Below are 24,995 nucleotides of genomic sequence, written 5' to 3' on the forward strand. Positions count from 1 at the left end.
CTAGTTTATTGCGCTTGCACTCTCAGCTCTGCCGCACTTCGACTGCGGTGTCCGAGCAAGGTTTTAACATCAGTTGCTTTGGGTTTAACCAATTTAAATTTGCTACTGAATTCGCCAAAGTTTTCTAGAATATAGGCGGCTCTTGGGCTACCTGTTTCTTCAAGATGATGATTGATGATGCCACGTAAATGTTCTTGATGAATGCGTAAATCAACCAACTCCAAGGCTTCAATGGACTCGCCATTCAAACGTTGTTGTAAATCATTTTGTTCATCTAAAACGTAGGCAAAACCACCGGTCATACCGGCACCAAAGTTTAGACCAACGTCGGCTAGGAAGGTGACAACACCACCGGTCATGTATTCACATGCGTGATCGCCTGCGCCTTCAATAACCGCGTGACAGCCTGAGTTACGAACGCCAAAGCGCTCTCCAGCACGACCCGCTGCGTATAGCTTACCGCCGGTTGCACCGTATAAACAGGTATTACCCATAATCGGCGTTAAATGTGTTTGGTAGGTTACACCTTTAGGTGGCATAACCGTCACTTTACCGCCAGCCATACCTTTACCGACATAGTCGTTTGCATCGCCGGTTAAGGTAATGTTTAGTCCGCCAGCATTAAAGCAGGCAAACGATTGTCCAACCGTACCATTTAAGTTTAAGTGAATCGGTGTTGCTGCCATACCTTGGTCGCCGTGATGACGGGCAATCTCGCCAGAAATCAAAGCACCTACAGAACGGTCGGTATTACGAACATTAAAATAAAACTCACCAGGGGTTTTATTGACAATGTTGTCTGATACCTGATCAAGGATACTGTTATTCAGTACTGCTTTATCAAATGGTTCATTGCTTTCGGTTTGATATAAACCGGTATGTTCACTTGCTTTAACCGGCGCAATAATCGCCGACAGATCCAGTTTTTGCTGTTTCGCGGTTTGACCCGGTAATTGTTCAAGTAAATCAGTACGACCAATCAAGTCTTGCAGTGACGCGACACCAAGCTTGGCTAGGATTTCACGTACTTCTTCGGCAACAAATTTAAAGTAATTCATCACCTGTTCTGGCAAGCCTTTAAAATACTCATCACGCAATAATTGGTCTTGCGTGGCAACGCCGGTGGCACAGTTATTAAGGTGACAAATACGTAAGAATTTACACCCTAAAGCGACCATTGGCGCGGTACCAAAACCAAAGCTTTCGGCGCCAAGAATCGCGCCTTTGATAATATCAACGCCGGTTTTCAAACCACCGTCTACTTGCAATCTCACTTTATGGCGTAAACCGTTGGCAACTAACGATTGATGCGCTTCGGATAAACCAAGCTCCCATGGACAACCGGCGTATTTCACGCTGGTTAATGGACTGGCACCAGTACCGCCGTCATAACCTGAGATGGTGATAAAGTCAGCGTACGCTTTTGCCACACCTGATGCGATCGTGCCGACACCTGGTCCAGAGACCAGTTTTACCGAGACGATACACTTAGGGTTGACCTGTTTTAGGTCAAAGATAAGTTGCGCTAAATCTTCGATAGAATAAATATCGTGATGCGGAGGTGGTGAAATCAAGGTGACACCTGGTACCGAAAAACGCAATTTAGCGATGAGTGGCGTCACTTTATCACCCGGTAATTGACCACCTTCACCAGGCTTAGCACCTTGGGCAATTTTAATTTGCAATACATCGGCATTGACTAGGTAGTGTGGTGTAACACCAAATCGTCCCGAGGCAACTTGCTTGATGCGTGAATTACGCACCGTACCAAAACGATTGGCGTCTTCACCGCCTTCGCCTGAGTTTGAATAACCACCAAGACGGTTCATCGCGATTGCTAGTGCTTCGTGAGCTTCAGGGCTCAATGCACCGATACTCATTGCCGCACTATCAAAGCGTTTAAACATTTCTTCAGCGGCTTCCACTTTATCCAGTTTAATCGCTTCTTGATCTTCTTTAAGAGCGAGCAAATCACGTAAGGTAGCTGGTGGTCGGGTATTCACGGCATCGGCAAATACTTTATAAGCGCTGTAATCACCGCTTTGCACTGATCTTTGTAGGCTCGATACCACGTCTGGATTAAAGCAGTGGTACTCTTCACCATGTACGTATTTTAATAGGCCACCGTGGGTGACTTTTTGATGCGGTAACCATGCACGACGAGCTAGGTTAATAGTATCTTGTTCTACGTCACTAAAATCAGTACCTTGAATGCGGCTTGGAATGCCGTCAAAACAAAGGTCCATGATTTCTTCATTGAGACCGACAATTTCAAATAAACCGGCGCAACGATAACTGGCAATGGTGGAAATACCCATTTTCGACAAGATTTTCAATAAACCTTTGTTAATGGCATTACGATAATTCTCTAGTGCCTTTTTCGGTGGCATGTCGAGTTGTTGCTGCTCAACCAAGGTTTCAATGGTTTCATAAGCTAAGAACGGGTAAATTGCGGTCGCACCTAAACCTAATAGCACGGCAAAGTGGTGTGGGTCGCGAGCCGATGCGGTTTCAACCACAATGTTCGAATCACAACGCAAGTTTTCCGCGACTAAGCGCTTTTGCACCGCACCAACAGCCATTGCCGCTGGAATAGGTAAACTGTCTTTGCTGATATGACGATCACTAAGAATAATGATAACCGCATTATTATCGCGTACTGCTTGTACCGCTTCGTCACATACTCGTTGAATGGCTGCTTGTAGACCTTCATTGAGTTTATAGTTCAGTGCAATGGTATCGCAGCGATAATGTTTGTCATCGTATTCACGTAATTGTTTGATACCGGTATACATCATGATTGGCGTATCAAATACCACGCGATCCGCAAGACCGGTTGTTTCATTAAATACGTTGTGCTCACGACCAATACAGGTTGCCAAACTCATTACATAACGTTCACGCAGTGGATCGATAGGCGGGTTGGTAACCTGGGCAAATTGCTGGCGAAAGTAATCGTACATAGTACGAGATTTACTCGATAACACAGCCATTGGTGTATCGTCACCCATTGAACCGGTCGCTTCTTGAGCGTTCTCCGCCATGATCTTAATAACTTGATGAATTTCTTCATAAGAGTAATTAAACATCTTATGGTATTGGCTCATCTGCTGATCATCGAAAGCGCGCTTACCAACAAGTTCCGCTTCGAGTTCTTCAAATGGAACTAGGCGGCGGATATTGTTATCTAACCACTTTCTATATGGATGGCGCGATTGTAAGTTCTTATCTATCTCGTTGGACTTAGATACCGTACCTGTATAGGTATCGACACTGAGCATTTCACCAGGACCTACTCGGCCTTTCTCAACGACTTCATCTTCACCGTAGTCCCAAATGCCGACTTCAGACGCTAAGGTAATAAAACCATTGCGGGTGCGAACATAACGGGCAGGGCGCAAGCCATTGCGATCTAGGTTACATGCAACATGACGGCCATTGGTCATAACAATACCAGCCGGGCCATCCCAAGGTTCCATGTGCATCGAGTTAAACTCGTAAAATGCTCTAAGCTCATCGTCCATGGCATTGTTGTTTTGCCATGCTGGTGGCATAAGCAAACGCATACCACGATACAAATCCATACCACCGGCTAAAAACAATTCCAGCATATTATCTAATGAGGAAGAGTCTGAACCGCTTTCATTAACGAACGGCGCGGCATCTTTTAAATCTGGGATTAATGGCGTTTTGAACTTATAGGTTCTCGCTTTTGCCCACTCACGGTTTCCGCGAATGGTATTAATCTCACCATTATGAGCAAGATAACGAAATGGCTGTGCTAAATGCCATTGCGGTGATGTATTGGTTGAGAAACGCTGATGGAATACACAAATCGCCGACTGCAGGCGAATATCTGCCAAGTCTTTATAAAAGTTTGGTAAGTCTTTCGGCATCACCAAACCTTTGTAGATGGTGACCAAACAGGACAAACTAGCAATATAAAAACGATTATCTTTGATGCGTTTTTCAGCGCGACGACGCGCCATAAATAGGCGACGTTCGAAATCTTGACTGCGCCAACCGGCAGGGCAGTTAACAAATACCTGTTCGATACCTGGCAAATTACCTTTGGCAATAGGACCAAGTACATTGATATCGGTTGGCACAATACGCCAGCCAACAACTTCTAATGTTTCTTCGGTTAGCTCTTGTTCAAGAATCTGCTTACTAATACTTGCTTCGTCTGGGTTTGGATTTACAAAAACCATACCGACGGCGTATTTAGCACTCAGGTTCCAATCATTTTCTTTGGCAATGTCTCTAAAAAAACTGTCTGGCTTTTGCATCAGCAAACCACAGCCGTCACCGGTTTTACCATCGGCATTAATACCGCCACGGTGTTGCATACGATCCAGTGCCGATATCGCTGTTTTGATCAGCTTATGACTTGGCTCACCTTCTTGATGGGCAATAAGGCCAAATCCGCAATTGTCTTTTTGAAAATTGGGATCAAATAATTGCATGCAGTCTCTCTCCTGTATTCATATCTATCGGTTAAAACGCCCTGAAATAGAATAAATAAAGCTGAAAAATGAATAAATATAGCGTTTTCCCAATAGGGGAACTTTTTAAGATATAAGGATGTTGAGCAAAGGTCAATGAAAAATAGAGCTATTACTCTTAACTTTTCAACCAATAAAAAGCACAGGAAAAATAAAAGAATTTTGCCAGTATTTGTAAATCACTAATAAATATAAGGGGCTAGAGACTTTGTTGTGACAACTGAAAACTTTCATTTTTGTTTTTATTTGTCGGTTTAGAGAGTTGATATTTATGCAAAAAAGATATTTTTGCAGGGTAAATCGTAGCGAGAAAGTTATGCTAATAAAAAAAAGCCGGCTTCACCGGCTTTTTTTGGAATATTTAATGGTATCAATTAAGGCTGATAACCATTTTCGATGCCTTTAGTGGTAACCGCAACCGCATCGTGCGCGTGTAATGATTCTAAATGGTTTATTTTTACCCAAAAATCATCATAACCTTCAATTAGGTTTAACGCGTGTTGAACACGGCGAGCGGCATCTTCACAAAACATTAAATTTTGACCATTAAGACGGGCAAATTCTTGCTCATCTTCACGTTTTACTGCCGCTTGAACTGGTGTTTGCAATGCAGCTTCTACGGTATCAACGATGTCTGTGATCGGAAATGAGTTAACTAAAGAGTTAAGCTTAACTTTAATTTCTGCAATCGAGCGTTGGCTGTGCGGGGTAGCAACGATGCCTTCAGTGGTGCCCAACCAAGTGTGAATTTCTTCACTGCTAACCTGGTCTTGCTCAGCGAATTTCTCAGCAAATGATTTTTGAATTAACTGGCGAGCCAACGCGGCAGAGCAAGGGCAAGTGGATGAGTAAGCAATATCAACGCTCAGTTCAATATCAAACTCACCTTTTTCCAATTTACCAACGATAGACGCTGGATATACGCGCCAGCCTTTCTTACCGCTGATTAACGCTTCGCGGCGCATCGGGTAGTCAAAACTGAATTTAACGTATGCGGTATCACTTAGATCTTCGTGCGAGGCAATGAATTCTTTCAATAACGTAACCAACGTCTGATAGGTCAGCACGTTATTGCTGGCCAAATCATCTAATGCTAAATACAAGCGAGACATATGAATGCCTTTCGCTTTTGGTTGCATTAAATTTACAAATGCATCGATATGAGCCGAGACGACACGTTCAGCTTCATCTTTTGCCGCAACCATAATTGGCATTTCGATATTTCCCATACCGACTCTATCGAGCGTACCCTCAGTTTGGGCCGCGGTCTGGTTTGCGATATCTGGCATTGATGTTGGCATTATTAATTGGTTTCCTGTTACAACTGTTTGCAATTCATTTCCTATAATGAATAGCATCATGAAATTCATCAAAGGCAATTAAGGGCGCATATTCTAGCGAAAAACCGCGCAGGTTTTTACTTTTTTTTCGCCGTTTTCGGCAAAAAGTGACGGCAAACCCTGTTTTACGCCGATAAAGTCCGAGTAAAATGGTCGGCTATTCTGCAGTAAATGGGGACGAAAAGCAATTAAACAAGCGTTTCGCCCGAATATATTCGCGGTTTTATTGATCCATTTCTGTTGCTTGCGTAAGTATCATGTGTGACTCATGTAGTTTGTTTGTTAATTTGCCTGTTTTTTGTTTTTTTTTGCAAAAAACATGATAGTTTTTGCAACATATACTCAATAGCACGTAGCCGTTATGGAACATTTGAATACACAAATCATCAGCGAATACACCAAAGCCTTAGGTAAGGATGTGTTTTTGCAGACCATCGATTTATATGAACAGCAGGCGGCAACGTATTTCACGCATTTAGCAGAGGCTGTTGCAAAAGCCGATTACCATGCATGGCAACAACATTGTCACATAATGAAGTCAGCGGCAGGCAATGTTGGATTAAACAGCTTACATCAATTGTTGGGCTCGGTAGAGTACAGCAAAGATGATTTTAGTCAGCTCAATAATGAGTTGCTGAAAATGCGCGAACTGCATCAGCTATCATTAGTCGAATTAAAAAAATGGCTAGCATAATGCTAGCCATTGTCTTGTTCTAAAAGCCGTACGCTTATAATTCAATATTACCGATAAAACGGTAACCTTCACCGTGAATGGTATTAATGAATTCAGGGCTAGCGTCGTCTGATTCAAAATGCTTACGCAAACGACGGATGGTTACATCAACAGTACGGTCATTTTCACGTAGGTCACGACCGGTCATTTCTTGAATTAACGCCTGACGGGTAACAATCTTACCGCGATTCGCCATTAATAGACGTAGGGCACGATACTCACCACGAGGAATTGGGAAGGTAATGCCATTTGGTGATGTCATTTGACGAGAGTTAGGGTCTAACTGCCAGTTGTCGAAATGAATCAACTCAGTTGCTGCCATTGGTGCCGCTTTTTCTACTTGGCTAATACGCTTAAGTAGATTGCGTACACGAATAGTTAACTCGCGTGGGTTAAAAGGTTTAGTGATATAATCATCCGCACCGATCTCTAAGCCCAATACTTTGTCCACATCGCTGTCACGACCACTGATGAAGATCAAACCTTTGTCGTCTTTCTCGATGATTTCACGAGCTAATAACAGACCGTTTTTACCTGGTAAGTTAATGTCCATCAAAACAAGGTCAATATTACGATCTTGTAGTTGACGCTCCATTTCTTCACCATTTGCCGCTACGTAGGTTAAGTAACCTTCAGCTTCAAACAGATTTTTCAGATTTAAACGTGTTACTTCTTCATCTTCAACGATGAGAACTTTGGCTTGCGGTTGGTTGATCATATATACCTCAACAGTTAATACCCAAATGTCAGCGAGCATGAAAACATAAGGGCGTATAGAGTCGCTGCATTTTTGGCTGCAAACTCAAGATTAAAATTTATGTTGCATATGATAGTGAATGTCAGAAAGTAAACAATGGTGAAATTGTTGTAAAAATGTAAGTGACAAAATGTAAACAAAACACCTGTGTCTCTTTGTAAGTTATTGATTATTATATAGATAGGTGTTGGTGGTTATGTGGGAGAGGAAAAGCCGGCTTTGCAACAAATTGTAATCCTTGGCCATTTGTTAGGTTAGTAACAAATGAAAATTGACAAAAAAGCATTACTGGTAGGTTAATTTGTTGTCAATATTAACCTTGTATTTACCCTGTGTTTTGCTGCGTTTAACATTTACCTCTGTGTTAACGCTTTTGCGCTTGATGAATCGCAAAACCTTTGTGATTAGCGAGCAAGTTTGAATGCCCAAATTGCTTTTCAATAATCGGTGCATACTTTAAAAAGCTGTTAGCAACTATGGTCAATTTACCATTTTTGTTGATTTTGTTTTTAACGCTTTGCAAAAACACTTCGGTGGTTTGGTAGTGGGTTTTTAAGCCTTGATGAAATGGCGGATTAGATACCACGAGTTGATAACCTTGGCCGACATTAGATAAACCGTCTGAGGCATAGACGTTACCGCTAAGCTTGTTAACAGCCAGTGTTTTTTCAGCGCTGGCAATCGCTAAGGCGTTGACATCAATCATTTCGATATCGGCATCGCGATTGGCCATCTTAATATAACAACCAATAACGCCCGCGCCGCAACCAAAATCAAGCACCTTACCGGTCACTTTGTCTGGTATATGCTGCAATAATAACTGGGTACCGATATCAAGCTCTGCATGAGAGAACACGCCCGGCAAAGCGCAAATGGTCAATGCCGTATCACCTTGCTGTATCTGATATTGGCGATACCAATCATCAAGCACAAATGCTGAACGGTTATTGTTAAACACCATCTCATACAAAAGGCAATGTCTTGCTGAATCAACTTTATCGCATCGCAAGGCATAGTCTGCTGCCAGTTTCGCCGCCGATTTAACCCCACCTTTATTTTCTCCAACGAACAATACAATGGCGTTGTCGCTTAGGCTGTTCGAGAGCATGGCCATTTGCATGGTAAATTCAGGTTTAGATTTCGGGAAGTAAAAGATAACCAGATCATGTTGCTGCTTGCTTTGGTATTGTTCGCCAAATTCACAGTGCACATTTTGACAGGCTTTGCTTATCGCTTGATGTTGCGCATAATTTATCTGGTAACTGGTAACCTTGGCATCAGGATACAGTTGAGTCAGTTCTTTGATCAGTTCTACATCAGGGCAACCGACAACTAAGGGGTGTTTACTGTCCAATAAGTCAGTATTTCTGAGTAATAGTTGTGATGGATTACTAACAGCCATAAGTTACCGTGATGTCGTAAAAACGCTATTTTCGCATGTTATGACTATGGAAAAAAGCATAAATTTAGCCGAGCTAACACAATACCTTATTGCCAATGCAGCTATCATTTTAGGCAAGCCAGATGCGAGAACTTAGGCTGACTATATAAATGCGGTTTTGTGGTTTGCATTGCGTTTGCTAAAGTGGTTAAATACGCGACATTCCGACACATTAAATATGTGTCTCATCCTTCCGAGGATCAGAAGAGGAGCGTTAACCAGGCAGTTATCCTTAGGGCCTTACCCGTATAAAGGATAATCAGGGGGATTATCGCCGAGGCAGATACCAAAAAAGGTAGGTATACTGTCGGCTGTATGGGTTGAATCCCTGCAGCTGTCGCTTAACATGAGTTTAAGTGGAGAGCTTCTGGCCCCAGCATCATATTGCTGGCTCCAGTCTTTCTATTTACGCTCGAATAATAAATATCGCGATTAAGATAAACACATCGCACGCAGTAACGAGACGTAACATGACAACTTTTCAACTTGATGATTTTCCTCTATGGACAGCCTTAGTCACGCCGTTCAACGACGCTGGCGAGATAGATTATGACAGCCTAGCTAAAATCGTAGAGGATCAAGTACAAGCTGGTAATGGTATTTTGATTTGCGGTAGCACCGGTGAAGGCTTGGCTATCGAACAACAAGAGCAATACCAAATTGTTAAATTTATTTGTGATTTACAGCCGCAGGTGCCGCTTATGGTTGCCGTTGGTGGTGCTAACCTAGCAGCACAATCGGCTTGGATTGAACAATGCAATTCGTTGCCAATACACAGTTACTTGCTCACCGCGCCGCTCTACACTAAACCTGGCATCATCGGTCAAACCAATTGGTTTAAAGCACTGATGGATATCGCCACAAAACCGTGCATGATTTACAACGTGCCTTCGCGAACTGGCGTGAGTATCCCCGTTGAAACCGTACAAAATCTTGCCGAGCATCCAAACTTGTGGGCAATGAAGGAAGCCAGTGGCGACATCAATGAGTTTTTAGGTTTTGTCGAAGCAGCGCCGAACATGAAAATGTACTCAGGTGAAGACGCTCTGATCCCATACCTTGCCTCGGCTGGTGCTGTCGGTTTGGTGTCGGTTTGCGCCAACGCTTGGCCTGAGGCGACTCATTTGTATGTGCGTCAAGCATTGACTGGCCAAGGTGCTAGCTTATTTCCTGTTTGGTATAACGCCATCAGCCCGTTGTTTGAGGTTGCCAACCCAATTCCAGTCAAAGTGTTAATGCACAAGCAAGGGGTTATCTCATCGCCTGTATTGCGTGCACCACTAACCCATCTGGAACTGGCTTCTGATAGCAAAGTTTTGGCGGCGGATACAGCAATCACTGAGTGGTTGTGCAATAGCCGCAATAACCTTTAATAGCAATTATGACAGAGTTGTTTACCAAGCAAGTATTAACCGTCGGTGAGATGGCCAGTGGCGTGTCATTGACCATTCCTGTTTATCGCTTAAAAGGCAATGGACAAGGACCGTCAGTCTATATTCAAGCCAATATTCACGGCGCTGAAGTGCAGGGCAATGCGGTAATCTATCAATTACTAGAGCTATTGCAAAAGCAATCTCTGCTTGGTGATATCACGTTGGTGCCTTACGCCAACCCTGTCGGCTGTAATCATAAAAATGGTGAGTACACCTTAGGTCGATTTGACCCGATTACCGGTGTGAACTGGAATCGCATGTTCCATCATAATGAACAGCTGATTGAACACGTCATGCAAGAGCACAGCAACAGTGATGTTGATACCATCAAACAATATTTTCAGCAATTGATGTTAGATGATATTGAGCAAAAGCTGGATCACAACAATTACGGGTTAAGTACTGGCCGACGTATTGCTTATCGATTACAACAATTAGCGCACCAGCACGATATTGTTTTGGACTTACATACCGGGCCAATATCATCAAAACATATTTATTGTCCGGAATACGCACGCAATAGTGCCAGCTTTTTCAATATTCCACATACCATATTGATCCCCAATGATTTTGCTGGGGCAATGGACGAAGCGACGTTTTGTCCATGGTGGACGCTAGCCGAGAAGTTTGCCGAAAATGGCCGCGAACTCGATTTTGGTAAGGAAAGTTTTACCGTAGAACTTGGCTCACAAGAGCTAATCGATCTGGATGAAGCCTTATACGATGCCAAGTCAATCTTGTCTTACTTACAATATAAGCAGGTCATTGCCAGTGACGAATTTGTACCGCAAAACATCACTCGTTACGCCTGTTACTTAAAAGATTACAAGATATTTTATTCGCCGATGGGCGGTATGGTCGACTATCTTGCGCAATTTGGTGAAGAACTAAAAGCTGGCTCACCGTTGGCGCGCATCTTACGTATGGACAACTACGGAGATGGTGATGCGTTGCATTATATCCAGTTAGAAGAAGATGCTATTCCTATTTTGCATTTTGCCTCGGCAAGCGTCAATTTAGGCACCGAACTGTATAAAGTCTTCACCAATTATTTCGAGTTGTAAGCTCGCGCTCTACCGCGAATAAATATAATAAGGGCTTGTTTAACAAGCCCTTTATGTTTGTAGCGGATATCTAATTTGAGTCATTACCAACGCTGACGAGGGACAAAGTCTCGGCTTGCTTGTTCACCTTTGTCGATAGATTGCTGACGCTTAACCGCAATACGCTGATTCTTGGCAAGCAAGATTTTAATTTGGTACCAAGATTCGCGCATCAACCAGCGCCACGGTTTGTCAGTCCATGATTTATGATAGAGCTTTTTGCTGGCGGCCAATGTATCTGGTGAGCGCTGGCACAAGGATTGCGCAAATTCGATGGCACGTTGCAGTGGCTTGTCATCTAGCTCGGTAAGCAGACCATACTGCAGAGCTTGCTTAGCATCAAAGGTTTCTGCGCTCATCACCAACTTCAATGCTTGGTCTTTTGGCATCAGCTGCGCTAAGCCCATATTGCCACTCATGTCGGGGATGATGCCCCACTTTCCTTCCATGACGGAAAACTGGGCATTGTGATTGGCGATACGAAAATCCGCCCCTAAAATCAATTGCACACCGCCACCCAAGCAATGGCCTTCAATAGCGGCAATTACTGGGACCGGAATTGTACGCCAGTTGTGACTGACTCTTTGCGCTAGATTCGCCTGCCCAGGCCACCATTTAAACAGCAGTTTTATCGCCGCGGTTTTGCTACCAAGCGCCGACTTAATATCGATGCCGGCGCAAAAGTTGTTACCAGAACCGGTCAGGATGATGGCTCGTATTTGACGGTTTTTACGCAGCTGTTTTGACACCTTATCGATAGCTTCAAATAACTCGATATTTAAAGCATTCATCTTGTCGGGTCGGTTAAGGGTGACAATAGCGATATTGTCTTGGTAGCGAACATCGATCATGTCAGTATCTCCAACGCGAACAGGACAAATTGGCCAATCAAACACAAACTGGCCAGAAAATAGCAAGCGAAACGGTGCATGACTCGGTTATAGCTGCAATGAATCAAAGAATGTATGGCTCGGCAACCGACAAAACCCCATGCCAAGGCGATGAATATTGGTTTATCAAATTGCTGTTGCATTGCCAGTAGCATCAACACATAAAATAACACTGGCATTTCAAATAAGTTCGCCAAGTTATTAGCCGGTCGATTAACGGTCTCGGGAATAATCGCTTTTAGCTGCTCAGGGCTCACTAAGTCTTGCGCGTCTATGTTGTGTTTAAAGAGGTAAGAAAGTCGTTTGTAGTACATGTACAGCCAAACGATTATGGTCAGTAATAACAGTGCTAAAACAGGAAGAATAATGTTGCTTGTCATAGGGTTAACCCCTTTTATTAGGTTAACCCATTGTATGTTGGTAGGCTAAAAAGCGCAAATGCTAGCGTTTTTTAGGTTTGCTTTTGTGGTTACTTTTCGCTGCTGTTGTAGGGCGTTTTTTAGCGCTTTGAGGTTTGCTTTTCTCTAACAATATCTTGTCACCATCAATGCGAATTTTACCGTGCTTTAATAAGTTACCAACGGTGCTTTTGAAGGTCTTTTTACTGACATTAAACGCGTCTTTGATTTGCTCAGGAGAGCTTTTGTCATTGATGGTACAAACGCCATCGTGCTCTTGTAAATAGCTTAAAAAATGTGGCGCAAAATCATTGATTTTACCCATGCCGCTACGTGTTAGGGTTAGATTGACGCGGCCATCTTCACGTACTTGCTTAATATAACCTTGAGTTTTCAACCCTGATCTTAGTGGTTGGAAAATATCGGTGTGGAAAATCAGACCCCAATGCTTTTCATTGATGATTGCTTTAAAACCTAAATCGGTTTTATTGGCGATGATCAAATCGACCCGATCACCAATCTCATAGTTTGCTGGCCAGATATCCAAAAATCGATCGATTTTACTGGTTGCGGCGATACGATCACTGTATTGGTCTTTATAGACCTTAACTAAGTAATATTTACCGACTTCCATTTTATGGTGTTGCTGGTTAAATGGAACCAATAAATCTTTCGGTAAGCCCCAGTCGAGGAAAGCACCAATCTTATTAACCGCCAAGCACTTCAAACTGGCAAATTCATCCATTTGTGCTTTTGGCGTTTCGGTGGTGGCGATTAACCGATCGTTTGAATCAAAGTAAATGAATACCTCGATTGCATCACCTTCGGCTAATTGTTCAGGCATATAACGATTAGGTAATAAAACTTCACCTAGATCATTGGCGTCAAGATACGCGCCTTGTTCGGTTAGTTTTGCAACCGTTAATGTGTTTATTTTGCCAATATCAGCCATGCCGAATCCTGCTATTCAACTGAGGGAAAAAAGAGCGTGGTATTCTACATCATTTTAACTTTCAATGCCGTGTTGATTTTGTACTTTTAACTTGCACTGAATATATTCACCGTGTCGTAGATGCAATAAGTCGGCTATTCGACGAATGACATGTTCTTCAATAACATCAAGGTGACCATCACTGTACGCAACTTGCCACAGCAATTCGACGATTTTGATTCTATCACCGAGCTCAAATTGCTGATTTATTAATGACGTGTACTTGTATAAATCATGGGCATGCGCGGATTCATCTTCAGCCAGTGAAAGCACATCCATGACTTCGGTTTTTGATAAATCAAAATGCTGTTGCAAGGCATCGACGACAAGCTGTTTTTCTTGCTCTTCAATTTGTTGGTCAGCGCGCATAACTTCAAATAATAACACTGCCGTGGCAATTTCCAGTGAGATGGTGTTAGCAACAACAGTGTCTACTTGCAGGGTCTTAATAAATACTCGAATTCGATTGATCATAGCGTTTAGGATTTATAATTCTGATTTGCTAATAATAGCCGTAATTGGCAGATAATGCATTTTTCTGGTCAACGTCACAAGCTCGTGTTTACGCTTTGTTGCGCATCGTTACCTTAAGCTACAGATAGCTTGTATGACAGCGCTGTCAAAAACTGCTTATCGTCACTTTATCGTTGTGCTAGAGTGGGGTAATAAACTTTTTCTTACAATAATTAGTTGGTTATGACGACAGAAATAAAACAACCACAGGCTAAGCAACGATTGCTGTCAATTGATGCGCTGCGTGGCTTCGATATGTTTTGGATATTAGGTGCCGAAGGCTTGTTTGCTGCTCTATTTACCCTGACCGGTATTGGCTTTTTCAAACTGGCCGCGGCTGAAATGCTGCATAGTCAATGGCATGGCTTTACCTTTTATGATCTGATCTTTCCGCTGTTTATCTTTTTATCGGGCGTCAGTTTAGGTCTTGCGGCAAAGCCAATTGCAAGTCTTACCGCGCAACAGCGCAAGGGTAAATATCAGCATGCGCTAAAGCGGCTCGGATTGTTGTTTCTATTAGGCATTGTCTATAACCATGGCTGGGGTGGTGGCATCCCAATGGACAGTGAAGGTGTACGTTATGTCAGTGTCTTAGGTCGTATTGGCTTGGCGTGGTTCGTCGCTGCCATGTTGGTTTGGCATTGCAATTTAAAAACCCAACTTGCGGTTGCTGCACTGCTATTTTTTGCTTATTGGTTGTTATTAGCGGTGCCGACCATTGGCGATTATGGCGGTAATTACTCGGTTAACTATTCTCTCAATGCTTGGGTTGATCAAACGCTGCTACCGGGCATTCGCTACCAGAATCTAGCGGTCGACCCGGAAGGTTTATTGTCTAATTTAGGCTCTATATTAAATGCCATTGCCGGTGTGTTTGTTGGTCGTTTAATTGTTCAGTTTAAGCACCAACCCTATACACTGTTGAAATACTTGCTGCTTGCTGGCCTAGTGACTTTGCTGATTGGTTGGGGGTTAGACAATCTTGTCCCGGTGAATAAAACCTTATGGACGCCAAGTTTTGTTTTGGTTACCAGTGGTTGGAGCTTACTATTTCTGGCCTTGTTTTATTTCTTAATTGATATCTGTGACTACCAAAAAATGGCGAAACCATTTGCTATCATTGGCATGAATTCAATCATCATCTATTTGGCAACGGCGTTGGTCAATTGGCAGTATTTGGTGAACAGCTTATTTGGTGGCATTTTGGCTGCATTGCCTGAGGCATGGCAGGCATTGATATTTATTGTATTTCTATTGGCTGTGCAGTGGCTGTTGTTGGCTTGGATGTACCGCCACAAAATTTTCATAAAAGTGTAGTGCTAACAGCGTTTTTCGCTGATTAAGAACGACTACCGTTTTATACAAAACTAAAAAGCCCGCTATTGATGCGGGCTTTTTAATTGGAGGACGCTGAGCTTAAAAGCTACCGCGTATACCGACAGAAAAATTGCGGCCTGGCAGTGGGGCGATATCTTTTAAGAAAGAACCGTGCACTCGACCTTCTTCGTCCGTTAAGTTTTGACCTTTAAAGAAGATTACAAAATCGTCACCGATGTTATCTAAATAGACGTTTACATTGGCATCGACCATGGTATAGCTGTCGGTCGATGTTTCCATCTCTGCAACATCGTCTTGTTCAAAGTAGTGAGTTACACCGGTTGAAATTACGTAGCTGTCTTGCTCGTAGGCAAGTTCAGAGCCGATACGCATCGGTGGAATACGTGGTAGGTTTCCACCATCAGATAATTCGGCACGAATGTAATCGGCAATCACCGATAATTGTAACGGTTGAGATATTTGATATACAAACTCAGCTTCCACACCATACATATCAACATCAGCTTGACGGTAAGCGTAAATCGGTAAACCTTCTTCATCGCCGTGCTCGTCTTCTTCCATCATGTCGACTTCGTCTTCATGCTCGTGGCCGTCTTCGGCAAAAAAACCTGTGTTTTGTTGGTAATAGTAATCTTCAACTTGGTTGTAAAAGGCACTTAGTACGAAACCAAAGTCACCTTCGAATTTACGCCAGGTCAAATCTAAGTTATACGATGTTTCCAGGTCGACATTTTGTGAGCCGACCTCAACATCGACGTGATCGTCATGTTGTTCGACATCATAAATGGCGCCAACTTCAAAAGTGTTGGTACCGATATGTGGGCCATTAGAGAATAACTCCGCCGCAGATGGAGCACGTTGTGAATACGATACTGAAAAACCTAGGTTGTAACCTGGTTGGTAATCCCATACCGCCCCAACGGACAAGCTAACCGGGGTGAAATCTTGATCATCGATACTGGCGTGTTCTTCGCCTTCATGTTCATCGAATTCTTCCTCGTGTTCTTCGTGCTCTTCATCATGCGCGAAAAAGTCACCATCTGCAGATAACTCAACGTACTCAATACGCGCGCCAATTTGCCAAAGTACATCGCCAAAGTGTTTCTCTTCTAACCAACCAAACGCGACCGATGTTGTCTCTGATGGTGGGCTAAATGCTTCATCACCAATGGCTTCAAAATCACGGTCTTTGTAATGTAATGTCCATGCGCCTTTCCAGCCATTCACTTCGTGATGGTATAAATCGGTTCTTGCTTCAAACATTTCATTGTTAAATTGTGTACCTACTTCACCACCTTCAATTTCACGGTGTTCGTAGTCTGTATAGGCAAGCTTGGTGGCAACACGGTTTATAAAACTGTCATCGAATGTTAAGTCACTGAGCATTTGGTAGCGATCTTGCTCTAATTCACCACTGACCATTTCTTCGTGCTCTTCATGCTCATCGTGTTCATCAAGGCCTTCGAGCTCATCGTGCTCTTCATGCTCCTCACCATGTGCGTGACCTGGAATACCGTATTCACGATCTAAACGGCCATAGGATATACCGATGTAACCATTATCGAGTAAATAACTTGTGCCGATATTAAAGCCACTTGATTTGGCTGCGGTATTTTCGATAGTGCCTTTGGCTTCGCCTTCGTGCTCATCATGCTCTTCGTGTTCGTCATTACCTTCATCGTGACCTTCGTCGTGATCTTCATCATGGTCATCATGTAATTCGGCATAATCGGGAATATCAACGTCATTTGATTCGCGCCAAAAGCCATCTACATGCAAGGCAAAGCTGTCTGAGCCGGTGTTAATGGCGAGTGATGCCGCATCTTGGTCATTAACCGAATCGTGCGAGGCCATGTAATCAACTCGGTTGTCACTGTTGGTAGGTACACGATTATCGACAACGTTGACCACACCACCGATAGCACCGCTACCGTAAAATAAGGTTGATGGACCTCTTAACACTTCAATTTGTTGTGCGGTGCTCGCCTCTGCCGCGACAATGTGGTCCGGACCAACCCGTGATGCATCGGCAACATCTAGGCCGTTTTGCGTGATCAGCACACGAGGACCATCTTGGCCACGAATCACTGGGCTACTAGAGACACTGCCGTAAGAGGTTGAGTGAACGCCAACTTCACCTTTTAGGGTATCACCCAAAGTAGCTGCTTGTTTGCGGCGCAACTCGTCTGCAGCCAACACATTAACCGGCAATGCCGATTCTATGTTTGAGGTATGTAAAGGTGTCGCGTAAACGTCAACAACTTCAATTGATGAAGGAGATAATGTAACGTTTATTTCAGCGTTGTTGGCCGCGAGTACTTGTTTACTGATATGACCATAACCGGTGGCACTGATATGGATTTCATGATCTTTCGCATCAAGATCGGTAAATGAAAATCGACCTTGCTCATCCGTGTATATGGTTTGGCTTTTTAATTTTACTTTGGCGTTCTTCACTGCATTGCCATCTTTATCGACAACGATGCCGGTAATATCTTGCGCTGCGAGTGAAGCAGAGACAAGCATAGGTATCAGTGCTAGCCCCCAAGTTTTAGCGGTAGCCATAGTAAGTCCTCAAGTAAGTATTGTTATAATGTAACATAATGTCATGTATTGTTACTTTATAACACTTAGAATGCAAGTGATTTACGCTAGATTTTGTCGATTTCAGCGATGCAGCGGCATAAATGAGCGGTAAAGTCGAAAATAACTGTTAAAAACTGTAAAAATCGCCCTAAAAATAGCCATTAATCTGTGCTATGGTGTCGCGCATTTATTATCGTAATAGACGGTTGTGAATATGTTGTTACATTTTATGCGGCGCAAAATGGCTTTTGTTTTAAGTGATTGAATATAAAGATTGTTTTGTTTGTTTTTGCAGGCTGGTAGTAATTTTTTTGGCCCTGTGAAAGGCGTAAATTGGCACCTATATTCCAATTGTAATAACTCGTAACATATTGACACACCAAGATTGTAATCGCTTTGTTAATCTATTACGTAGAAAAGAATTTCCGGGGGGAAACTAAAGTGGCAAGTAAAAAGCAAATTTTCATACCTATTCTCGTATTAGTCGCAGGCATTGGCGGTTTTCAAGCACTAAGTGCAATGAAAAAGCCACCCGAAGAGAAAAAAGAAATCGATACAACTCCATTTGTATCGGTACAAACAGTTGACTTACAACCGTTAACGTTAGATGTCAGCTCGTATGGACTGGTTGAACCTAAGTATCAAACAGAATTAGTCGCGCAAATCTCAGGACAAATTGTTACCTTGTCTGATACGTTTGTGCGCGGTGGTTTTGTTAGTAAAGGTCAGCTTTTGGCTGAAATCGATCCAAACGATTATGAAGCGGCATTAATTGAAGCACATGCAAATCTAGCATCTGCAAAAGCCTCTCTTGAACAAGAAAAGGCACAAGGTAAAGTTGCTGAACGTGAATGGCAACGTATCCAAAATTCTACACCAACCGAGTTGAGCTTACGTAAGCCGCAATTAGCGCAAGAGATGGCGCGAGTTGATGCGGCTGAAGCGGCAGTAAAACGTGCAAAACGTAACCTGGAACGTACCAAAATTGTTGCCCCATATGATGCCATGGTTGACGCCCGTGACATTGGTTTGGGTTCATTTGTGAACGTGGGTAATAGAATTGGTCATCTATTGAGTACCGATATTGCCGAAGTTCGTTTACCGGTTGCTGATAACCAATTGCAGTTCCTACTCGACAGTGGTGTCAATGCTGAGGTGCTATTAAGCAGCAAGTTTTCGGGTCAAGAAAGTCAATGGAAAGCCAATATCTCTCGCTCTGAAGGGGTGATCGATAAAGTATCTCGCATGAACTACTTAGTTGCTGAAATCGAAGATCCGTATGGCCGTGAAACCGACAAGCCTATTATTCGTTTTGGTACGTATGTGAATGCTACTATTTCCGGTCTTGAGGTAAATAGTGCGGTACTTGTGCCACGCCATCTAATTGATAATCGTCAAGTAGCCGTTATTGGTGATGATGATAAATTACGTTACCGCAACGTTGAAATCTTACGTCAACAAGGTAACCGCGTCGTGGTCACCAATGGATTAGAGCAAGGTGACATGATCATTACCTCAGCACTAGACTTCCCAGTCGATGGCATGGCAGTTTCAGTACTAGGTGCTGACGCTGATATTCCTGCGACAGAAGAGGACGACACCGACACCCAAATCGCTCTCAAGGAAGGTGAGTAATGATTGATACCAACAAGGGCCTCATTGCCTGGTTTGCTCGAAATCCAGTAGCAGCAAACCTGTTGATGGCGGTGATCATCATCGGCGGTTTGTTGACTATGGGCACCATCCGCAAACAGTTTTTCCCGCAAGTGGAAATTAACTGGCTTGAATATCGCACTATCTATCCTGGTGCCGCGCCACAAGAAGTGGAAGAAGGCATTACCATCAAAGTCGAAGAGGCCCTAGAGTCTGTACAAGGCTTAGAGCGAGTAATTACTTACTCGGGTCGAAACGCTTCTTACGGTTGGTTTCGCGTTGATGAAGCTTACGACCCACAAGTCGTTCTTGAAGAAGTAAAATCGCAAATTGATTCAATATCCTCATTTCCTGCCGGCATGGAAAGGCCGACGGTGGAGCGCATTAAAATGCGACAGGAGGTTATGTATATCAGCCTCTACGGGGATATGGAACAAAAGCAACTGAAAGAATTCGGTCGCAAAATACATGATGAGATACAGCAGTTACCACTGATCAATATTTCTGAATATTACAGTGGCCTGAATTACGAGATTGCCATTGAAGTCAGCAAGGACAAGCTGCGTGAATACAAATTGTCATTTGTTGATGTCGCCAATGCGGTACGTAACTGGTCCCGTAATATGTCAGCGGGGCAAATCCGTGCAGAAAATGGCTATATAAATTTACGCGTTGAAAACCAAGCCTACATTGGTCACGAATTTGAAAACCTGCCACTGATCACCCGTGAAGACGGCAGTAAAATTATGCTTGGTGAGGTGGCAACCATAACCGATGAATTTGAAGAAGGTATTCAATATTCTAAGTTTAATGGTCAAAACTCGGTGACATTCTTCATTGGTGCTGCCAATGATCAGTCCATTACCGATGTTGCCAAAGTCCTCAAAGCCTATGTTGCCGATAAGCAAAACACCTTACCTGAAGGCATGCATTTAGAAACCTGGGTTGATTTAACCCAGTATCTAGAGCAGCGTTTGGATATGATGATGTCTAACCTGGTGACAGGTGCGGTGTTAGTTTTCTTAATGCTGGCGATATTCCTGCGTGTACGTTTAGCGTTTTGGGTAATGATGGGTCTACCGGTATGTTTCCTTGGTACATTATTACTGATGCCAATGAGCATGATTGATGTAACCATCAACATTACCTCGTTATTTGCCTTTATATTGGTGCTCGGTATCGTCGTTGATGATGCCATCGTTATGGGCGAGAGCGCTTATACCGAAATCGAAAATAAAGGGCACAGTGTTGATAACGTTATTCGTGGTGTAAAACGCGTCGCTATGCCGGCAACCTTCGGTGTTCTAACGACCATCGCTGCGTTTATGCCATTGGTTATCAGCGATGGACCAGCGTCAGCGTGGAACCACGCCATTGGTTTTGTGGTTATCTTGTGTCTGTTTTTCTCATTGGTAGAGTCAAAACTGATATTACCAGCGCATTTAGCGCGTATGAAAGTGACCGAGCCAAACCCAAAAAATCCGATGTCACGTTTTCGAGCGAAGATTGATTCGGGATTAAAGTACTTTGTTGAAAACAAATACCGCCCAACCCTACAAAAAGCAGTTAAATATCGTTACGGCGTGACCTGTTTGTTTATCGCCATGGTGATGATTTGTGTTGGCTTATTTGAAAGTGGTTTAGTGCGCTTTGTTGGCCAGCCTAAAATCCCACATGACTTTCCACGTATTAACTTGGAAATGAACTTGGATTCTTCGGAACAGGCAACATTAGATGCGGCTCGCGCCATCGAAAAATCGCTTTATGCGGTTGATGACAAAATTGAGCAAGAGCATGGTGTACGCATGATTTCTGATATGCAAGTTGACTTGCGTGAACGAACTCAAGCGCAAATTATGGTCAAGTTGATTGAGCCAGAATTGCGCCCAATGAATACCTTTGAATTAGCGGAAATGTGGCGCGCCAATATGCCATTGATCCCAGGGGTTAAACGCCTTGATACGCAGGATAATTTATTTGGTAACGATCGTGATGATGGGGATATCAGTTTCCGTCTAGAAGCCAATGATGACCAACAGTTATTGTTAGCGTCGCGCGACTTAAAAGAGAAATTAAACTCCTTGGTTGGTGTCAGTGATGTCACTGATTCGCGTATGAACAGTGCCCGCGAAGTCCAGTTTGAGCTTAAACCTTTGGCTTACAGCATGGGCTTAACCTTAGCGGATGTTGCCTCTCAAGTAGGTTACAGCTTTTATGGTTTGGAAGCACAGCGCATATTGCGAAACGGTGAAGAAATCAAAGTTATGGTGCGTTACCCATTGAAAGACCGTAGCTCAATTGGTCACGTTGATGATGTTATGGTGCAATTGCCAAATGGCGGTGAAGTGCCACTATCAGAAATTGCCGAGATAAAGGTCACCAATGGTGTGAATCAAATCCGTCGTGAAAACGGTAACCGCACCATTAATGTCTGGGCCAAAGTCGATGCGATGCAAGCCGAACCATTTAAAATTGCAGCGGATATTCGCGATAACTATATCCCGCAACTGTTGAAAAAGTATCCTTTGGTGAAGAGTCAATTATCGGGTCGAATCCAAGAAGAGATGCAAAGTGCGAACACGCAAATACGTGACTTTATTATCTCGATGATGATCATCTTTAGCTTGTTAGCGATTCCATTAAAGTCGTACTCACAGCCATTGATTATTATGTCGGTGATTCCATTTGGTATTATCGGTGCCGTTGGTGGACATATGATACTCGGCATGGACTTGTCGGTACTGTCATTGTTTGGTCTGATAGCGGCAGCGGGTGTTGTGGTCAATGACTCTTTGGTTATGATTGATTACATCAACAAAGCTCGTGATGCGGGTGTACGCGCCAAAGATGCGGTGGTTGATGCCGGTTGTTATCGCTTCCGTGCTATCTTGCTGACCTCGTTAACGACGTTTATCGGCTTAGCGCCAATAATGTTCTTTGAGACCAGCATGCAAGCTAAATTGGTTGTGCCAATGGCGGTATCACTTGGTTTTGGTGTGTTGTTCGCAACCGTCGTAACCTTGATGTTGATTCCATGTCTGTACGTGTTGTTTGAAGATATTAAAGCGGTATTTCGTCGCTGGTTTAATATCGCCTCTGGCGACCCGCAACAGCGCAGTGAATCAACGCCTGTGGCAGCAGAAAACCATAATTAAGTTACAACGGAAAAAAACAAGGGTCAAAAAACAAGGGGTCAGAACTTTAGTTCTGACCCCTTGTTTTTTGTTCTGACCCTACTTATTACTTGCGCTCGTAAACCTTAAAATTATACGGGTGGGCGTTGTTTTCATCCGCAGGCTGCGCATCTTCGCTAACGCACTGCCACTGGTTATCGGCATTATAGTCTGGGAAGAAGGTATCGCCGTCTGTGGTAAGATCGATTTCGGTAATATACAGTCGGTCTGCCGCCGGTAAGCAATGTTGGTAAATACTGCCGCCACCAATCACCATGATCTCTTCTACATCGGTCACTAACGCCAATGCGGCATCGACACTATCGACAGTTTCAATGCCATCAGCTTGGTAATTGGCATCTCGAGTAATGACAATATTACGGCGACCCGGCAGCGGAAAACCGATTGATTCAAACGTTTTGCGGCCCATGATCACTGGCTTTTTCAAGGTGGTTTTTTTGAAGTATTTTAGATCTGCTGGCATATGCCAAGGCATATCATTGTCTTTACCGATAACACGATTGTTGGCGTGAGCAACAATCATCGAAAGAATAGTCATGTGAGTCTCTTTATCTCTTCGCTCTATATCGTATGAGCACGGGTTTATCTGCATAGCCGTACGTGCCTTGCTAGCTGGCGATGATAGCAGCCAAAGGCATCGCACTATTGCGCACTGAATTAGGCAATTCTAAAGGGCTTTTAAGGCTTTGGCTAGCATCATCGTTGACCTATATAAGAGAAAGTAAGAGAAAATTGCAAGATTTTCGCAACCGTGCTGACAGCGTTGAAAAATAGTCAGATACAAAAACGCCAGAGACGTTGCTCTGGCGTTTTATTTTATTAGCTTACAGATTGCAGCTTATTTGCGATATTCGACTTCTACGTCGTAATCGTCGTCATCCCAATCTTCATCATCTAGGTCATCATCATAGTCGTAGTTCTCGACTGTCTCTTTATGATAATCATCCCATTTAAACTCAACAGATTCAGATTCTTGTTCTTCAACAACATCTTCTTCTGGTAATGTCTCGATAAAGTTCATAATGTCTTGGGTTAGCTGTTGCGTACCTTCGCGATTAAACGCCGAAATCGTACGAACTTCACCTTGCCAATCAAGAGCTTCAACAACACGTTGAATAACTTCTTGCGCTTCGTCTTCAAGCAACAAATCCAATTTGTTGAAGATCAACCAGCGTGGTTTATTCGCTAATTTATCTGAATATTGCTCAAGCTCTTTAACGATAGTGGCGGCATTTTCCGCAGGATCGCTCTCGTCTGCTGGCAATACATCAACCAAGTGCAATAAAATACGACAACGTTCAAGGTGTTTTAAAAAGCGAATACCAAGTCCGGTACCTTCAGATGCACCTTCGATTAGACCCGGTATATCAGCAATAACAAAACTGCGTTGTTGGTTTAAGCGCACAACACCTAGGTTTGGTACTAACGTCGTAAATGGATAGTCAGCAACTTTTGGTTTGGCCGCTGATACACTGCGAATCAGTGTCGACTTACCGGCATTCGGTAAACCAAGTAGACCGACATCAGCAAGCAACATCAGCTCTAGTTGCAAGTTACGGATCTCACCAGGAGTACCTAATGTTTTTTGACGTGGTGCTCGGTTGGTACTGCTTTTAAAGCGAGTATTACCTAGACCATGCCAGCCGCCTTTAGCAACCATTAACTTTTGCTTGTGCTTGGTTAAGTCGCCAATTTGCTCACCTGTATCGCAGTCAAGAACGCGAGTACCAACTGGTACTTTCAAAGTACAGTCTTTTCCGCGTCGACCGGTCATATTACGACCTTTACCGTTTTCACCGCGCTGGGCATTGTGAAAACGCTCAAAGCGATAATCTATTAAGGTGTTTAGGTTTTCATCGGCTTCGAGGTAGACATCGCCACCATCACCACCGTCGCCACCATCTGGACCACCGTATTCGATATACTTCTCGCGGCGAAAGCTGACGCAACCACTACCACCGTCACCGGCGTCTACGCGAATTTCTACTTCATCAACAAATTTCATTAGCTTTAATCAAGCTCCAATCTGGGGAACAATGTTTTGGCAATAAGAACCTAATTATAAACGCAATCCCGCTTAAGTCATAAAACTTCAGCGTAGATATTTTATCAGCACAGTA

Annotated in this window: 17 protein-coding genes and 1 riboswitch; of the genes, 6 read left to right on the plus strand and 11 right to left on the minus strand. The window is 43.4% G+C overall.

Going from position 1 to position 24,995, the window contains the following annotated elements; translation table 11 throughout:
* Nucleotides 1–5: 5 nt before the first annotated feature.
* Both gltB and folE2 read right to left on the minus strand, forming a co-directional pair.
* A complete protein-coding gene (gene gltB / locus E2K93_RS11405) occupies nt 6–4,466 on the minus strand; it encodes a glutamate synthase large subunit (protein WP_135439212.1) in 4,461 nt (1,486 codons plus the stop codon).
* Nucleotides 4,467–4,879: 413 nt separating this feature from the next.
* Nucleotides 4,880–5,806 carry a GTP cyclohydrolase FolE2 gene (gene folE2, locus E2K93_RS11410; RefSeq protein WP_135439213.1) on the minus strand — a complete coding sequence of 309 codons (927 nt, stop codon included), beginning with the start codon at nt 5,804–5,806 and terminating at the stop codon, nt 4,880–4,882.
* Nucleotides 5,807–6,206: 400 nt separating this feature from the next.
* Here folE2 and E2K93_RS11415 point away from each other — a divergent pair, with 400 nt between their 5' ends.
* Nucleotides 6,207–6,539 carry an Hpt domain-containing protein gene (locus tag E2K93_RS11415; protein WP_135439214.1) on the plus strand — a complete coding sequence of 111 codons (333 nt, stop codon included), beginning with the start codon at nt 6,207–6,209 and terminating at the stop codon, nt 6,537–6,539.
* A 34-nt stretch (nt 6,540–6,573) separates the two neighbouring features.
* On the opposite strand, the gene arcA is transcribed toward E2K93_RS11415, so the two are convergent.
* Nucleotides 6,574–7,296, minus strand: coding sequence for a two-component system response regulator ArcA (gene arcA, locus E2K93_RS11420; RefSeq protein ID WP_135439215.1), 723 nt, complete (start codon nt 7,294–7,296; stop codon nt 6,574–6,576).
* Nucleotides 7,297–7,699: 403 nt separating this feature from the next.
* Nucleotides 7,700–8,737, minus strand: coding sequence for a methyltransferase (locus E2K93_RS11425; RefSeq protein WP_135439216.1), 1,038 nt, complete (start codon nt 8,735–8,737; stop codon nt 7,700–7,702).
* Between the two features lie 235 nt (nt 8,738–8,972).
* A riboswitch (Lysine riboswitch) is annotated at nt 8,973–9,151 on the plus strand.
* A 95-nt stretch (nt 9,152–9,246) separates the two neighbouring features.
* Between E2K93_RS11425 and dapA the strand changes: the two genes are divergently transcribed.
* Nucleotides 9,247–10,149: a 4-hydroxy-tetrahydrodipicolinate synthase gene (dapA, locus tag E2K93_RS11430; protein WP_135439217.1), complete on the plus strand. Its 903-nt coding sequence runs from the start codon at nt 9,247–9,249 to the stop codon at nt 10,147–10,149.
* 8 nt (nt 10,150–10,157) lie between these two features.
* On the plus strand, nt 10,158–11,273 hold the full coding sequence (locus tag E2K93_RS11435) for a succinylglutamate desuccinylase/aspartoacylase family protein (RefSeq protein WP_135439218.1): 1,116 nt from the start codon (nt 10,158–10,160) through the stop codon (nt 11,271–11,273).
* An 83-nt stretch (nt 11,274–11,356) separates the two neighbouring features.
* Here E2K93_RS11435 and E2K93_RS11440 read toward each other — a convergent pair whose 3' ends face one another.
* From E2K93_RS11440 to E2K93_RS11455, 4 genes are all read right to left on the minus strand, one after another.
* A complete protein-coding gene (locus E2K93_RS11440) occupies nt 11,357–12,163 on the minus strand; it encodes a crotonase/enoyl-CoA hydratase family protein (protein ID WP_135439219.1) in 807 nt (268 codons plus the stop codon).
* Complete coding sequence (locus E2K93_RS11445; protein WP_135439220.1) at nt 12,160–12,582, minus strand: MAPEG family protein; 423 nt, start codon at nt 12,580–12,582, stop codon at nt 12,160–12,162. Before E2K93_RS11445 ends, E2K93_RS11440 begins: the two co-directional genes overlap by 4 nt.
* 61 nt (nt 12,583–12,643) lie before the next feature.
* Nucleotides 12,644–13,552 carry a S1 RNA-binding domain-containing protein gene (locus E2K93_RS11450; protein ID WP_135439221.1) on the minus strand — a complete coding sequence of 303 codons (909 nt, stop codon included), beginning with the start codon at nt 13,550–13,552 and terminating at the stop codon, nt 12,644–12,646.
* Between the two features lie 54 nt (nt 13,553–13,606).
* On the minus strand, nt 13,607–14,065 hold the full coding sequence (locus E2K93_RS11455; RefSeq protein ID WP_135439222.1) for a TerB family tellurite resistance protein: 459 nt from the start codon (nt 14,063–14,065) through the stop codon (nt 13,607–13,609).
* 222 nt (nt 14,066–14,287) lie between these two features.
* On the opposite strand from E2K93_RS11455, the gene nagX reads away from it, so the two are divergent.
* Nucleotides 14,288–15,421, plus strand: coding sequence for a transmembrane glucosamine N-acetyltransferase NagX (nagX, locus tag E2K93_RS11460; RefSeq protein ID WP_135439223.1), 1,134 nt, complete (start codon nt 14,288–14,290; stop codon nt 15,419–15,421).
* A 99-nt stretch (nt 15,422–15,520) separates the two neighbouring features.
* Here the strand turns inward: nagX and E2K93_RS11465 are convergent, their stop codons facing one another.
* On the minus strand, nt 15,521–18,007 hold the full coding sequence (locus E2K93_RS11465; protein WP_135439224.1) for a TonB-dependent receptor: 2,487 nt from the start codon (nt 18,005–18,007) through the stop codon (nt 15,521–15,523).
* A gap of 462 nt (nt 18,008–18,469) precedes the next feature.
* On the opposite strand from E2K93_RS11465, the gene E2K93_RS11470 reads away from it, so the two are divergent.
* A complete protein-coding gene (locus E2K93_RS11470) occupies nt 18,470–19,663 on the plus strand; it encodes an efflux RND transporter periplasmic adaptor subunit (protein WP_135439225.1) in 1,194 nt (397 codons plus the stop codon).
* A complete protein-coding gene (locus tag E2K93_RS11475; RefSeq protein ID WP_135439226.1) occupies nt 19,663–22,836 on the plus strand; it encodes an efflux RND transporter permease subunit in 3,174 nt (1,057 codons plus the stop codon). The genes E2K93_RS11470 and E2K93_RS11475 overlap by 1 nt, the downstream gene beginning before the upstream one ends.
* A gap of 85 nt (nt 22,837–22,921) precedes the next feature.
* On the opposite strand, the gene folA is transcribed toward E2K93_RS11475, so the two are convergent.
* Together folA and cgtA are read right to left on the minus strand one after the other, a co-directional pair.
* The gene (gene folA / locus E2K93_RS11480) at nt 22,922–23,413 is read right to left on the minus strand and encodes a type 3 dihydrofolate reductase (protein ID WP_135439227.1); all 492 of its coding nucleotides are present in this window, start codon (nt 23,411–23,413) and stop codon (nt 22,922–22,924) included.
* 300 nt (nt 23,414–23,713) lie between these two features.
* A complete protein-coding gene (cgtA, locus tag E2K93_RS11485; protein WP_135439228.1) occupies nt 23,714–24,880 on the minus strand; it encodes an Obg family GTPase CgtA in 1,167 nt (388 codons plus the stop codon).
* Nucleotides 24,881–24,995: the final 115 nt, after the last annotated feature.

Source organism: Thalassotalea sp. HSM 43, from assembly GCF_004752005.1.
In the GTDB taxonomy this organism is placed as follows: Bacteria; Pseudomonadota; Gammaproteobacteria; order Enterobacterales; family Alteromonadaceae; genus Thalassotalea_A.

What these genes read in the sequence shown, in the direction of transcription:
- gltB (WP_135439212.1), bottom strand. Translation starts at nt 4,466, where the DNA reads ATGCAATTATTTGATCCCAATTTTCAAAAAGACAATTGCGGATTTGGC.
- folE2 (WP_135439213.1), bottom strand. Translation starts at nt 5,806, where the DNA reads ATGCCAACATCAATGCCAGATATCGCAAACCAGACCGCGGCCCAAACT.
- E2K93_RS11415 (WP_135439214.1), top strand. Translation starts at nt 6,207, where the DNA reads ATGGAACATTTGAATACACAAATCATCAGCGAATACACCAAAGCCTTA.
- arcA (WP_135439215.1), bottom strand. Translation starts at nt 7,296, where the DNA reads ATGATCAACCAACCGCAAGCCAAAGTTCTCATCGTTGAAGATGAAGAA.
- E2K93_RS11425 (WP_135439216.1), bottom strand. Translation starts at nt 8,737, where the DNA reads ATGGCTGTTAGTAATCCATCACAACTATTACTCAGAAATACTGACTTA.
- dapA (WP_135439217.1), top strand. Translation starts at nt 9,247, where the DNA reads ATGACAACTTTTCAACTTGATGATTTTCCTCTATGGACAGCCTTAGTC.
- E2K93_RS11435 (WP_135439218.1), top strand. Translation starts at nt 10,158, where the DNA reads ATGACAGAGTTGTTTACCAAGCAAGTATTAACCGTCGGTGAGATGGCC.
- E2K93_RS11440 (WP_135439219.1), bottom strand. Translation starts at nt 12,163, where the DNA reads ATGATCGATGTTCGCTACCAAGACAATATCGCTATTGTCACCCTTAAC.
- E2K93_RS11445 (WP_135439220.1), bottom strand. Translation starts at nt 12,582, where the DNA reads ATGACAAGCAACATTATTCTTCCTGTTTTAGCACTGTTATTACTGACC.
- E2K93_RS11450 (WP_135439221.1), bottom strand. Translation starts at nt 13,552, where the DNA reads ATGGCTGATATTGGCAAAATAAACACATTAACGGTTGCAAAACTAACC.
- E2K93_RS11455 (WP_135439222.1), bottom strand. Translation starts at nt 14,065, where the DNA reads ATGATCAATCGAATTCGAGTATTTATTAAGACCCTGCAAGTAGACACT.
- nagX (WP_135439223.1), top strand. Translation starts at nt 14,288, where the DNA reads ATGACGACAGAAATAAAACAACCACAGGCTAAGCAACGATTGCTGTCA.
- E2K93_RS11465 (WP_135439224.1), bottom strand. Translation starts at nt 18,007, where the DNA reads ATGGCTACCGCTAAAACTTGGGGGCTAGCACTGATACCTATGCTTGTC.
- E2K93_RS11475 (WP_135439226.1), top strand. Translation starts at nt 19,663, where the DNA reads ATGATTGATACCAACAAGGGCCTCATTGCCTGGTTTGCTCGAAATCCA.
- folA (WP_135439227.1), bottom strand. Translation starts at nt 23,413, where the DNA reads ATGACTATTCTTTCGATGATTGTTGCTCACGCCAACAATCGTGTTATC.
- cgtA (WP_135439228.1), bottom strand. Translation starts at nt 24,880, where the DNA reads ATGAAATTTGTTGATGAAGTAGAAATTCGCGTAGACGCCGGTGACGGT.